Raw genomic sequence first — 12,722 nt, 5'->3', positions numbered from 1 at the left:
TGATCCTCCACAGGTCAACGCAAAATCTCGGAGCAGCCCCGCCATGCGGCTCGCCGCAAGGCAGGCGCGGCTCTCTCTTGAATTTCCGGCTCGCTCGCGTTCGACCGAGCCGGACACTCACTTCACAAGGGGGCAACCGCCGTCCTTGAGCGGACGGAATGCCGCTTCGGCGGGAATGGTCGAAACGATCTTGTAGTAGTCGTAGGGCTTCTTCGATTCGCCGGGCGTCTTGACCTGGATCAGCATCATGTCGTGAAGAACGCGACCGTCCTCGCGCAACGACGTCTTTCCGAACAGAGGATCGTCAAACGTGCCCAGCTCGCGCATCGCCTTGACGACGGCGGCGCCATCACGCGGCGATCCCACCTTTGCGACGGCGGTCAGATAGGCCAGCGTCGCGGAATATGCTCCAGCCTGGTTCATCGACGGATAGCGCCCGTTGTTCCGAGCCGCGAAGCGCTCGCCAAAGCTCCTCGTCTTGTCGTTCAGGTCCCAATAGAACGCGGTGGTCAGTTGGAGGCCTTGCGCCGTCTTCAGGCCAAGCGAGTGAATGTCCGAGATGAACAGCAGCATCCCTGCGAGCTTCTGCCCGCCCTCAATGATGCCGAATTCGGAGGCCTGCTTGATCGCCTTGATCGTATCGCCACCGGCATTGGCGAGCGCGATGATCTCGGCGCGCGACGCCTGCGCCTGAAGCAGGAAGGACGCGAAGTCGTTCGAATCAGTCGGGTGCTTGACACTGCCGACGACCTTGCCACCGTTCGCGTTGACGACGGCGCTCGCATCGCGCTCCAGCGAATGCCCGAGGGCAAAGTCGGCCGTGACGAAGAACCAGGTCTTGCCGCCGGCCTTGGTGATGGCATCAGCGGTACCGTGCGACAGCGCCCAGGTATCGTAGGTCCAGTGCACCGAATTCGGCGTGCAGGACTTGCCCGTCAGGTCCGACGTGCCCGATGCGGTGAACAGCGCGACTTTGTTCAACTCCTGAACGAGGGGTGCGATGGCCAGCGAGATCGCGCTCGTCGGCAGATCAACGACCGCATCGACATTCTCCGTGTCGAACCATTTGCGGGCGATGCCGCGCGCCACGTCCGGCTTGTTCAGCGCGTCGCCGCTGACAACCTCGATCTTGAACTTCTCCGAACCCGGCAGCTTGTTGAAATCCTCGACCGCCATCTTCGTCGCTTCGGGAGCGCCCATGCCCCCGATGTCCGAGAAGATGCCGGACATGTCGGCGAGCACGCCGAGCTTGACGCTGGTCTGAGCCAAGGCGGCCGAGGCGGTCACCATGCAAACCGACGCCACCGCCGATGAAACCAAATTCCTGAATGCAGCCATGAAAGGTCCTCCCCCGTGGGCTTTCGCTGATGGTGGCAGCCTCAGCCTTCAGCAAAATTCTTATTTGTGAATTTATAAGACACGTATATGAATTTTAAGTCAAGGCGTTCGGTCCGACCTCTGAACCGAAGTCCACAGGACGCGCTGGCTCAAATTCCGGGACGAGCTTCCGGCTGAGCGGATGATGCTATGACCGTGGAGTCGCCAATCAGCGGCTGAGTAAGCGGGAGTTGTTGTTCGACGTCACGGAGCAACCAACCTTCGCGGAGAAGATGCGGGTTTCGTATGTTGGTCAGGCAGGCTGCTAACGTTCTCGAGCTGCTGGAGTACTTTGCGCGCCGCAAACGACCGGCGACGCTGGCCGAGATCTCTGATGATCTGGGCTGGCCGCGCTCCAGCACCTTCAATCTTGTTGGCACGATTGTCGACAAGGGATGGCTCTACGAGACGCGAGCGCGAAGCGGCTACTACCCAAGCCCGCGCTGGCTGACGCTAGCGCGCGCCGTCGCGGACGCGGCCCCGCTTCCAGAAGTCGCCTATGCACTCGTGGCAGAAATTGCCAAGGAGACCGGAGAGACCACGGCGATCGCGGCCCTAGCGGGCACCTCTGCGATCTTCCTGCATGTCGAGGAATCCGGGCATTCGGTGCGCTACTTCGCTCAAGTGGGCGACCGGGTGCCGGTGTATGCAAGTTCGGTGGGAAGGGCCATCCTGGCGCAGCATTCTCCCGAAGAACGGCGGGCCATCTATCGCAAGATCAAGTTCGAGCCGTTTTCCGAAACCACGCCCATGAGCGCCGACGCAGTGGAGGCTGAACTCGAGATCGCGGCCAAGCGCGGGTACCACCAGAGTTCGTCGGAGTACATTCCCGATCTGGCAGGCGTCGCGCTTTCCCTTCCGCTCAGTTCACGACAGCTCTCGATCGTCGTTGCCGGACCGACGTCGCGGTGCCTGGAACGAAGAGCACTGACGGCGGCAACGATGCAGCAAGCATTGCACCGCTTCGCGTCCGAGCTGGAAAGCAATTGAGAGTTAGCGCCGATCGCTGGATGATGATCTATCAAACTTCGTCAGCCGCCAGCGCACGAGATCGTCGGCGCCCGGACCGGCCTGCGGCCGTACATCCCGCAGGCGGACAACTTCACCTGATTTTTCGTCGACAAGAGCAAGCTTGACCGCCCGCCCGCTGCTCTGATTGATGAATTTCAGCGGCGGACCTTTGTCGCCAGCGATCTGCCATTTGTCGCCGACCTGCGCAAGTGCCTGGATCACGAGAATAATGTCCGCTCCCTTTCGCGTCAGAACGTATTCATAGCGGTCGGGCCCGGTCTGATACAGCCGCCGCTCAATCAGCTCATTCTCCTCGAGATGCTTGAGACGATCGGACAGCGTGGCGTGGGTGACGCCGGTCGACTTGCGCAGGTCATCGTAGCGGCGCAGCCCAAGACCGAGGTCCCGCAGGATCAGCATTGCCCAGCGGTCGCCGACGGCGTCCAGAACGCCGGCAATCGAGCACACCATTCCCTCGAAACTCTTCGAGCGCATTCGTCATACCCCTCGCAAATCGCTCTAATAATTAGAGTAATTTCGACGTGCGCACAACCCTTGCAAATCTCTTGCTTTCTGCTCACTCTTATCATTAGAGTTAAAGGTCTCATTAGAACTCTTGGATCGGAAGGAAACAGCTATGGCAGATCTCCGCGATCTCGTCCTCGATGCCCATGGCGCGGCGCAATGGAAACGGTTTCGCGGCATTGAGGGCGACATGTCGATCGTTGGTTCGCTCTGGGCCGGAAAAGGCTGGCCTGAAGTACTGAAAGACGTTCACGTCACGGTCGATATCCCCGGCCAGCAGCTCAGCTACGAGCCATTCACCGCCGACGGCCTGCGCAGCTTCTATCGGCCCGATCTGGTTGCAATCGATACCGTCGACGGCAAACGCCTGAGAGAGCGGAGCAGTCCGCGCGCTTCTTTTGCCGACCACACCCCAGCCACCCCATGGGACGATCTGCACCTCGCCTATTTCAGCGGCTATGCGATGTGGAACTATCTCAACACGCCCTTCATGTTCGCATTGCCGGGCTTTTCGACCGAGGAGATCGAGCCTTGGAACGAGAGCGGAGAGACTTGGCGCCGGCTCAAAGTGACCTTCCCCAGCTCAGTTGCGACACACTCTCCCGAACAAGTCTTCTATGTCCGCGCCGATGGGCTCATTTCGAGGCTCGATTATTTCGCTGATGTGATCGGCGGCGTTCCGACCGCCCACTACGTGTCCGACTATCGCGACTTCGAGGGCATCAAGATCCCGGCCAAGCGTCGAGCCTATCGCCGCAATGCAGACGGCACTCCCATGACAAACGGGATCGGCGTCGCCATCGACATCGCCGCCGTCAGGTTCTTCTAACGAGATACGCGGTCGCCGGACCGCGACGGGAGGATATATGGTCGAAGCGGAAAAACGTCACACGGTGACGATCGAGATCAACGGCATCCGCCGTACGCTCGAGGTCGAAAGCCGTAAGCTGCTGGTCCACTTGATCAGGGACGATCTCGGCCTGACTGGCACGCATATCGGCTGCGACACCTCGCAATGCGGCGCCTGCACCGTCGAGATCGATAAACAGGCGACAAAATCATGCACCGTGCTCGCCGTCATGGCTGACGGCGCCTCGATCACGACGATCGAGGGCGTGTCGCCGGCGGGATCGCCCCTGGATCCGGTGCAGACCGCCTTCCATGAGCATCACGCGCTGCAGTGCGGCTTCTGCACGCCGGGAATGATCATGAGCGTGCGCCAGTTGCTGCGCGCTCATCCCGATCCAAGTGAAGACGACATCCGCCACGGCATAGCCGGCAACATCTGCCGCTGCACCGGCTATCACAACATCGTCCGCGCCGTTGAGTCCCTCGTTGCAAAAGGCTGATCGCCATGAACGCAACCGTGCTCCCCTACATCGGCCAGCCGCTGAAGCGCCGCGAGGATTTCAAATTCCTCACCGGCAAGGGCCGCTATGTCGACGATATCAGGCTGCCCGGCATGCTCCATATGGCGATCGCGCGATCGCCGCATGCGCATGCCATCATCAAGAACGTCGACCTTGGCGCGGCCAAGGCAGCGCCGGGCGTTCGCCTTGCCCTCTCCGGTCAGGATCTTCAGGGCAAGATCGGTCCGATTGTTCCGAACTGGGTCATGCCCGGCACCAAGGTGCCGTTTCGCCCGGTTGTCGCCATCGATCGCGTGCGTTTCGTCGGTGAATGCGTCGCGCTGGTGGTCGCGGAGACGCAAGCGCAAGCCTATGACGCCGTCGGCCTGATCGACGTCGATTACGAGATGTTGCCTGCCGTGATCGACGAAGAGGCCGCGATCGGGCCCGACGCGCCGCAGCTTCATGACAACGTGCCCGGCAACATCACCACCGTCTACAAGGTGCGGGGCGGCGACTATGCCATGGCAGCCCGCGAAGCCGATCAGGTTCTCAAGCTGCGCCTCGTCAACAACCGCCTGATTCCGACCTGCATGGAAACGCGCAGCGTGGTGGCCGCGCCCGAGCCCGACGGCACATTGACGGTGTACATGCCAAGCCAGGTCCCGCACATGCATCGGCGCTGGATCGCCGAGACGGTCGGCATTCCGGAACACCTGTTGCGCGTGGTCGCGCCCGATATCGGCGGCGGCTTTGGTGCCAAGATGCATCTTTATCCGGAGGAGCTGCTCTGTCCGCATCTCGCGCGCGAACTCGGCGCGCCAGTGAAATGGTGGGAAAGCCGTTCTGAGAGCCATCAATCGACCAACCATGGCCGCGCCCACACTGAAAATATCGAGGTGGCGATCAAGAATGACGGCATCATTCTCGGACTGAAAGTCGAAACGCTCGGGAATGTCGGAGCCTATCTCTCCAACATGGCGAGCGGTGGGCCGACCGTTAACACCGTCAATTTCGGCACCGGCAATTATAGAATCGCGAACTACGAGGCGACGTCGCGCGTCATCGTCACCAACACCGTGCCCGTCGATGCCTATCGTGGCTATGGCCGGCCGGAAGGCGCCTATATCGCCGAGCGTGCCATCGACGCCGTGGCGCGTCATCTGAATCTGGATCAGGTCGAGATCAGGCGGAAGAATTTCATTCAGCCCGCTGATTTTCCGTACCGGCCCTATGGCGGCATGGCCGTGATCTACGATAGCGGCAATTATCAGGGTCTTCTCGACAAGGCGCTCGCCGCTTTCAACTACGACGCTCGCCGGAACGAACGCGACACCTTGCGCCGCGACGGCATCTACCGCGGCATCGGCGTTGCCGCGTACACGCATATGTGTGGCATGGCGCCGTCGCGGCGTCTTGCGCTGATCGGATTCGATCGCGGCGGCTGGGAGAGCGCGCGGGTTGCGATCGATTCCAGCGGCCGCGCCACGGTGTATTCGGGTTCGATGAGCCAGGGCCATGGCCATGTCACCTCGCTGTCGCAGATCGCCGCCGACGTGCTGCAAATTCCGATCGAGAGCATCGACGTGATCCAGGGCGATACGCGCCAGGTGCAGGCCGGCCACGGCACCTTCAACTCCCGTTCGATGGCGGTCGGCGGATCGAGCCTGCATGTCTGCTCGCAGCGCATCGTCGCAAAAGCAAAGAAGATCGCCGCGGGCATGCTGGAGGTCGACGAGAAGGACATCGCCTATGCCGCGGGCCAGTTCAGCGTGCCCGGCACCGACATCGCACCTCTGGCCTTCGGCAAGGTCGCGCGCATGGCCTATGTCGGACACAAGCTCCCCGATGGGGTCACGCCTGGCCTCGACGAAACCGTCTTCTACGATCCGACCGGCATGAGCGCGCCATCCGGCGTACATCTGGCCTATGTCGAGGTCGATCCCGAAACCGGGATCGTCGACATCATCGACTATGTCGCGGTCGACGACGTCGGCACGCTGATCAATCCGCTGCTCGCGGCGGGGCAGATCCACGGTGGTGTCGTGCAGGGCATCGCGCAAGCGCTCTATGAAGAGGTCAGCTACGATCCTGACAGCGGACAGCTCCTGACCGGCTCGCTGCTCGACTACGCCGTGCCGCGTGCCGAGCATGTGCCCAGCATCACCTCGCTGTTCCAGGAGACCCCCTCCCCGACCAATCCGATCGGCGTCAAGGGCATCGGCGAAAGCGGCTCGATTGCGGCGCCGCCCTGCATGGTTCACGCCGTGCTCGACGCGTTGTCGCCCTTCGGCATCAGCCACCTCGATATGCCGCTGACGCCGCCGCGCATCTGGGCGGCGGTCCAGAGCGCGCGCAACGGAGCAGGCCAATGATCCCTGCGCCCTTCGACTATGTTCGCGCGGGCTCGCTCGCCGAGGCGATCGATCTCCTGCGCCGTGACCCAGACGGAACGAAGCTGGTCGCCGGAGGCCACACGCTGATCCCGACGCTGAAGCTTCGGCTGGCCTCGCCAGCGCTGCTCGTTGATATCCGCGGCGTCGCGGAAATGAAAGGAATCCTGGTCGGCGAGGACAGCATCAGTATTGGCGCGCTGACGACGCATGCCGAACTGCTTGCATCCAACGCGCTACACCAGGTGCTTCCGATCTTCCGTCAGGCGGCCAATTTGATTGCCGATCCGCAGGTGCGCAACCGCGGCACTATTGGTGGATCACTCGCCAATGCCGATCCCGCAGCCGATTGGCCGGCCATCGTGATCGCGCTGAAGGCGGAACTGGAGGTCGCAAGCGCCAGCGGATCAAGACGCGTAGCGGCGAATGACTTTTTCGTCGATATCTTCTCCACGGCGCTGGAGCCCGACGAGGTGCTGGTCGCCATCCATATTCCGCGCCCGGCGCCGGATACGCGCTTCAGCTATCGGAAAATCCGGCATCCTGCGAGCGGCTATGCCGTCGTCGGTGTGGCTGCCGGCGTGCGCGTCAACGTCGGCGTCGCCGCGGACGTCTCGATCGGCGTCACCGGCGCGGCGGGCCACGCATTTCCGGGTGATGTCGCGGCAAAATTCCTGGCTGGCAAGGCATTGTCCCAAGGAAATATCGAAGAGGCCGCGAGGCTCCAGAGCGCAGCGACCGAGTGCCTGTCGGACCGCTACGCGTCGGCCGAGTATCGCGCCAGCCTGGTCAGAACGGAAATAACGCGCGCGCTACTTGCTGTTGCGGCGTGAGGCGCTCCTCGGCGCTTCGGTCGGCTTCGTCATCGAGGCCGCGCCGCCAAACCGTTTGCGGTTGAAGGGCACGGCGCCGGCTCCCGGGACCACCTCGATGTCTTCGAGACGCAGCGGCTTGCCGCCGGCTGTCCGCAGTTCCGGATACTCGATCGGATGTCCGGCGCGGCGCTCACGAAAAACCACCTGCGGCCCCTCCGGCTCTGCGAGCCAGCTGTCCCCCCATTTCTTGAGTGCAAGATAGGCGGGGAAAAAGTCGCGCCCTTTGTCAGTCAAAACATATTCGTATCGGCCGGCGTGCTCGGGCAACGGCACACGGGCCATCACGCCTGCCTCGACAAGTTTCTTCAGCCGACTGCTCAGGATATTGGGCGCCACTCCGACATAGTACTCGAATTCGTCGAACCGCTTCACGCCATAATAGGCCTCTCGCAGGATCAGGATCGTCCAGCGATCGCCGACGATTTCCATGGCTCGCGCCATGGAACATTCCTTGTTTGCGAGACGGCTTTGCTTGACGCCGGACATACTCTCTTCAGCTCCGAGCTCGACCCGTAGCATATTGGGGCGAGTTCGCGGATGTCCAGCCTCAGCGTAGCTTGCCTGTTTTCGGTGGATCAGGCCGCCTGACCCGGCTCGGTCTGCGGCTTGACGGCGGTCTCGGGCTCAAGTGCGCGCCGATGTGTCACCAGTACGCCGGCTTCGCTCAAGCGCTTCAATTCAGCTTCGCTGACGCCGAGTTCGCTGAACACCGCCACGTTATGCTCACCCTGAAAGGCCGGCGTCCCGATCGGCGTCAACTCTTCTTCCGAGAAGCGCCAGGGACGTCCTGGCAGGCGATACTGACCACCGCTGCGGTCGGAGACGTATTGCACGGCTCCCCAATAGTCGCTCCATTCCGATGCCGTCAGTTCCTTGATCGAGCGGATCTCGCCCATCGCGATCTTGGCTTCATCGAACTGGGCGTCCAGGGTCGCCATATCCGGGAAGGTCAGTATCCACGACTGGATGATCTGGTGGAGCGCACCGAAGTTCAGCCGGCGCGCGGCCGCACTCGAGAATCGTGGATCGTCCATCAGGTCCGCACGGCGCATCGCGCGCAACCACGACGGAAAGGTCCGGCTGCCGACAATGCTGGTCGCCACCGTGAAGTGCTCGCCTTGCGGCCCGGTAAAGAACGAGCAGTCGGTGGCACCAAGCACGGCGGGTTCGGCGCCGATATCATCGTCGGAAAGATCGACATGCGCCCGTTCGTTGACCGCGAGCAGCGTCGCGGCCATCGCGACATCGATGTATTGGCCGCGTCCGGACTTCTGGCGGCTGTTGAGCGCTGCCAGGATAGCGATCACGGCCTGCAGTCCGGCATAGACATCCGCGTGCGACAGGCTGTCGGTACGTGGCTCACTCAGCGCACTCCCATAATGACGAACGCTGTTCTCGGTGAAACCTGCCTCGGCCTGCACCGTCGGCGCGTATGCCATCCGACTCCGCCACGGTCCTCCCTGGCCATAGCCGGTGATCGAGGCATAGATCAATCGCGGATTTCGTTTTGAGAGGGTCTCATAGTCGAGACCGAAGAAACCCAGCGTGCCCGCACGGAAATTCTCGACGACGACATCGGCCGTGTCGCAGAGCTTCAGCGCCAGCTCATAGGCACCGGGCACATTGAGATTGATGCTGACATTGCGCTTGCCGGCATTCTGCTGTGCGTAGTAGCCTGACATGCCGTCGGTCGACGGAAACGCGAAGCGCGAGACATCAGGACTTGGCGGCTCGATCTTGATGACCTCGGCACCAAGATCCTGCAGCGTCCGTGCGCATAACGGGCCGGCGAGCACACGGGAGAAGTCGACAATACGGATTCCGCTTAAAGGGCCGCTCATGTCAGCGCCCAGCGAATTTTGCGAGGCCCGGGCCATTCTTGCGGAATGACGCGAGACCGGTCTTCAGGTCTTCCGAGGTCCAGATCGGCGCCTGCACCCTCGCCATCGCCTCATCGGCAGCAGCGACACCTTCATTGACCGCGATGTACGCGAGTTGCTTGGTGGCCGCATGCGCCACGGTCGGACCTTGCGCGAATTCTTCCGCAAGCGTCATCGTGGTCTGCTCCAGCGACTCCTCCGGAACCGTCAGATTGATCAGCCCCCACTTCTCCAGCGTCGGCGCGTCGTAGCGCCGCGCTAGCATCGACATCTCCTTGGCGCGCTGAGCTCCGATACGCTGCACCTGCCGCTGGATTCCGCCGAGCAGAGGATGAAGCCCAAGCGTGGCCTCGACCGATCCGATCTTTGCCGAAGAGGCGGCGATGATGTAGTCGCAGGAGAGCGCAAGCTCGAGTCCGCCGCCAAGGCAGACGCCGTGAACGCTGGCGATCAGCGGAATTGGCAACAACTCCATGAAACGCAGGAATTCGACGCCGTTGAGCCGCCTGTTTTCGCTGGCCTGATCAGCGGCACCCTCGGCGACTCGCTTGTCGAAGATATCCAGATCCGCGCCGGCAGAGAAATGGCGCAGTCCGCTGCGGATCACGATAGCGCGGCTGCCGACCTTCTGGGCCGCCTCCACCTGCTCGACAAGCGCATTGATGAGCTTTGGGCCGAGCAGGTTGTACGGCCGATAAACCATGGTCAAAACGGAGATGTTGCCGCGCTCTTCGCGCGTCACGAGCACGTCCTCGGACAAAATTGCCTCCTGTGTGTCGGCGCTGCTTCGCAATGGCCGTATTCTCGTTTCGGACAACACTACATCATGACTTGCATTTTGCAAGTCACGAGTCGTTGTCCGATGACGGCCTTGGCGCGCGGGCGCTCCAGCAGGAGGCAACTCATAGATAGAGTTCTATGATCCACCGCCTCCGAATGAGCGTTGCGCCTCGTCTAACGCGCGGTCGAGCCATCCAAGATCATCTCCGTTGGGAAACCAGCTCGACCTCGCCAGCGCATAGTCGTCCGGTCCGCGGGCGAATTCGATGCCACGCGGCAACCGAGACGACAACTCGAACGACAGGGTGCGAGGATAGTCACGCACGCGCCATTCGGGACGATGGGTCGGAAAGAACGCCAGGCACGCTACGCCGAAGGCGTCGGCCAGATGCACCATCCCGGTGTCAGTCGAGATAATCCATCGCGCGTGACGCACAATGCCGCACAGTTCGTCGAGCGTGGCACAGGGCTCCAAATGAACGACTTTGCGGCTGAGTGCATCGGGGACGGTCCCTTGCGTCACGACGGGCCCGACCGCAAGCGCGCGTCGGAGAATATGCGCGTGGACCTCGTCCGGCATTTCGCGCAGTCGCATTGACGCCTTCGGGCAGACCAAAACATAGCCGTTTGGCAAGGCAGGCCGCGCCGGTCTGACCCGTGATGCCAGCCAGCTATTTCGCCGCCAGCCTGCCGGCACCTGCTCCGCCGCCACGCCGAGGCGTTGCAGGAAGAAATCGATCATCGCCCTGCACTGGAACTCCGGATCGAAAGCAAAGTCGCGGATGTCGATGACGCGAGTAACTGCCTCGCCAAGATCGATCGGCCGAGCGAGTGTCGCAAACTCGGGGGAAAGCGTTCGAATATCGGCGAAGTCAGCGGCGGCGTGGACAGCTTCGACCATCTTGGAGAGACCAGGAAGCCGAAACAGTAGCGGCCGCGGTGGTACGACGCCGACCCGGATCGCCAACTGGAGTGCCTGCAGGCCGACGATCGCGTCGCCAAGCGCGCGTCCGAATCCGTTCAGAATCCCGACGGTGGCCGATGCCATCATTCAAACCCAAACACCCAGAATCGCGCTGTCGCCGATACTCTCCGCCAGTTACGGGCCCTCGCTAATCGTCAGCCTCGCTCCAGCAGGCGTCCTCCGGACCGTGGTTCGAAGCTGTTACGCCATCGTGTCGTGAATCAGCCAATCGGGTTGCGACTGTAACCGGTAGACAGAGCGCCGGCTGAGCGACATCAGTTGATGACTTGGAAGACCGTCTCAGTTTGCCTGGTTTGTCTGGGTTGCCTAGCCGTAGCTCGCGGATACAGGCCCGCCTGCGCCCGGTGGGCTTCGGCGCGGCAGCCTTCACTCGCTCCGCGAGCGAAGGCTGGTGGGGGAGGCAGGACTCGAACCTGCGAAGCCATGAGGCGGCTGATTTACAGTCAGCTCCCTTTGCCACTCGGGACACTCCCCCGTCCCAACAGCGTCGGACGCCACCCGCCCAAGGTGGCGGCGGACAGGTCAATCGGTGACGCTGGTGACCGCGGGACCCGTCGGGGTGCGCGGCCGGCGCGTTTATGTGCGAAGGGAGGTAGCAAAGTCAACCAAGGCAAGCCGTTAATCGGCATCCTTTTGCCGGCAAAATTGCCATTGTCCGGAACCCGTGACACAACGCCCCTGATGAGCGATCGTGACCGCAAGCCCCCATTCCGCCGCGGCGGGGCTAAACCATTCGAAAAAGGGCGAAAATCGGCCGGCCGGCCGGTTTGGCGCAGCCGCGATTCGGACGCCGACGGGCCGGTGATTCTCTATGGCTGGCATACGGTTTCGCTGGCGCTGGCCAATCCGGAGCGCCGGATCCGCAAGCTGTTCGTAACCGAGAATGCGGCGAAGCGGCTGGCGGACGAACGGATCGACACCCGCGTGCCCCCGGAGATCGTCCGCCCCAGCACCATCGACCAGCGGCTGGGACCGGATGCGGTCCATCAGGGGCTGCTGGTGGAAGCCGATCCCCTGCCCTCGCCCGATATCGATACGCTCGAGCCCGAGGGCATCGTGCTGGTGCTCGACCAGATCACCGACCCGCACAATGTCGGCGCCATCCTGCGCTCGGCCGCGGCCTTCGCGGTGAAGGCGATCGTCACCACCGCCCGCCACAGCCCCGAGGCGACCGGCGTGCTCGCGAAATCGGCCTCCGGCGCGCTGGAGCTGGTGCCGCTGGTTACCGTGCAGAACCTCGCCCGCGCGCTGACCGCATTGAACGAGCGCAGCTTCCTGACCGTCGGTCTCGACAGCCAGGGCAGCGAGGATCTCAGCCAGGTCGCGCTACGGCAGCCGCTCGCGCTGGTGCTCGGCGCCGAGGGCAAGGGATTGAGACAGCTGACGCGGGAGACCTGCAGCGTGGTGGCGCGGCTCGACATGCCCGGCGAGATCAAGAGCCTCAACGTCTCGAACGCCGCGGTGCTCGCGCTCTATATCGGCGCAAGCCGGCTTGGCCTGATGTAGAGCGTCTTCGAGCGAAGTAGCTCGAGGCAAATGAAAGCGCC

The 12,722-nt window shown here is 62.5% G+C and carries 12 protein-coding genes and 1 tRNA gene; 6 read left to right on the top strand and 7 right to left on the bottom strand.

All coding sequences use genetic code 11. The annotated features are described in order from the left end of the window. Window positions 1-117: 117 nt before the first annotated feature. On the bottom strand, window positions 118-1,338 hold the full coding sequence (locus ACZXDY_RS20695) for an ABC transporter substrate-binding protein (RefSeq protein ID WP_464346762.1): 1,221 nt from the start codon (window positions 1,336-1,338) through the stop codon (window positions 118-120). A gap of 285 nt (window positions 1,339-1,623) precedes the next feature. On the opposite strand from ACZXDY_RS20695, the gene ACZXDY_RS20690 reads away from it, so the two are divergent. Continuing rightward, complete coding sequence (locus tag ACZXDY_RS20690; protein WP_464346761.1) at window positions 1,624-2,367, top strand: IclR family transcriptional regulator; 744 nt, start codon at window positions 1,624-1,626, stop codon at window positions 2,365-2,367. Window positions 2,368-2,370: 3 nt separating this feature from the next. Here ACZXDY_RS20690 and ACZXDY_RS20685 read toward each other — a convergent pair whose 3' ends face one another. Continuing rightward, a complete protein-coding gene (locus tag ACZXDY_RS20685) occupies window positions 2,371-2,883 on the bottom strand; it encodes a winged helix-turn-helix transcriptional regulator (protein WP_028163295.1) in 513 nt (170 codons plus the stop codon). A 142-nt stretch (window positions 2,884-3,025) separates the two neighbouring features. Between ACZXDY_RS20685 and ACZXDY_RS20680 the strand changes: the two genes are divergently transcribed. The 4 genes from ACZXDY_RS20680 to ACZXDY_RS20665 are packed head-to-tail and all read left to right on the top strand — an operon-like array spanning window position 3,026 to window position 7,488. After that, on the top strand, window positions 3,026-3,742 hold the full coding sequence (locus ACZXDY_RS20680) for a hypothetical protein (protein ID WP_464346760.1): 717 nt from the start codon (window positions 3,026-3,028) through the stop codon (window positions 3,740-3,742). 37 nt (window positions 3,743-3,779) lie between these two features. Continuing rightward, window positions 3,780-4,262: a (2Fe-2S)-binding protein gene (locus ACZXDY_RS20675; RefSeq protein WP_464346759.1), complete on the top strand. Its 483-nt coding sequence runs from the start codon at window positions 3,780-3,782 to the stop codon at window positions 4,260-4,262. 5 nt (window positions 4,263-4,267) lie between these two features. Then, window positions 4,268-6,637 (top strand): xanthine dehydrogenase family protein molybdopterin-binding subunit, encoded by a 2,370-nt coding sequence (locus ACZXDY_RS20670; protein WP_464346758.1) that lies wholly within the window; start codon window positions 4,268-4,270, stop codon window positions 6,635-6,637. Continuing rightward, window positions 6,634-7,488: an FAD binding domain-containing protein gene (locus ACZXDY_RS20665; protein WP_464346757.1), complete on the top strand. Its 855-nt coding sequence runs from the start codon at window positions 6,634-6,636 to the stop codon at window positions 7,486-7,488. Before ACZXDY_RS20670 ends, ACZXDY_RS20665 begins: the two co-directional genes overlap by 4 nt. On the opposite strand, the gene ACZXDY_RS20660 is transcribed toward ACZXDY_RS20665, so the two are convergent. The 5 genes from ACZXDY_RS20660 to ACZXDY_RS20640 form a co-directional block, all read right to left on the bottom strand. Beyond that, window positions 7,468-7,971: a winged helix-turn-helix transcriptional regulator gene (locus ACZXDY_RS20660; RefSeq protein ID WP_464346756.1), complete on the bottom strand. Its 504-nt coding sequence runs from the start codon at window positions 7,969-7,971 to the stop codon at window positions 7,468-7,470. The two genes, ACZXDY_RS20665 and ACZXDY_RS20660, sit on opposite strands and share 21 nt — an antisense overlap. A 134-nt stretch (window positions 7,972-8,105) precedes the next feature. Next, window positions 8,106-9,371 (bottom strand): CaiB/BaiF CoA transferase family protein, encoded by a 1,266-nt coding sequence (locus tag ACZXDY_RS20655; RefSeq protein ID WP_464346755.1) that lies wholly within the window; start codon window positions 9,369-9,371, stop codon window positions 8,106-8,108. A 1-nt stretch (window position 9,372) separates the two neighbouring features. Then, complete coding sequence (locus ACZXDY_RS20650; RefSeq protein WP_464346754.1) at window positions 9,373-10,170, bottom strand: enoyl-CoA hydratase/isomerase family protein; 798 nt, start codon at window positions 10,168-10,170, stop codon at window positions 9,373-9,375. A 156-nt stretch (window positions 10,171-10,326) separates the two neighbouring features. Beyond that, window positions 10,327-11,238, bottom strand: coding sequence for a glycosyltransferase family 9 protein (locus tag ACZXDY_RS20645; protein ID WP_464346753.1), 912 nt, complete (start codon window positions 11,236-11,238; stop codon window positions 10,327-10,329). Between the two features lie 326 nt (window positions 11,239-11,564). Then, window positions 11,565-11,650: transfer RNA gene (locus tag ACZXDY_RS20640), tRNA-Tyr, on the bottom strand. Window positions 11,651-11,856: 206 nt separating this feature from the next. Here ACZXDY_RS20640 and ACZXDY_RS20635 point away from each other — a divergent pair. After that, window positions 11,857-12,681 (top strand): TrmH family RNA methyltransferase, encoded by an 825-nt coding sequence (locus ACZXDY_RS20635; RefSeq protein WP_464346752.1) that lies wholly within the window; start codon window positions 11,857-11,859, stop codon window positions 12,679-12,681. The last annotated feature ends 41 nt before the right edge of the window (window positions 12,682-12,722 follow it).

The organism is Bradyrhizobium sp. LeoB3, from assembly GCF_055456055.1.
The sequence above is the reverse complement of the archived record's forward strand: the minus strand, read 5'-3'. Positions and strand labels throughout refer to the sequence as shown.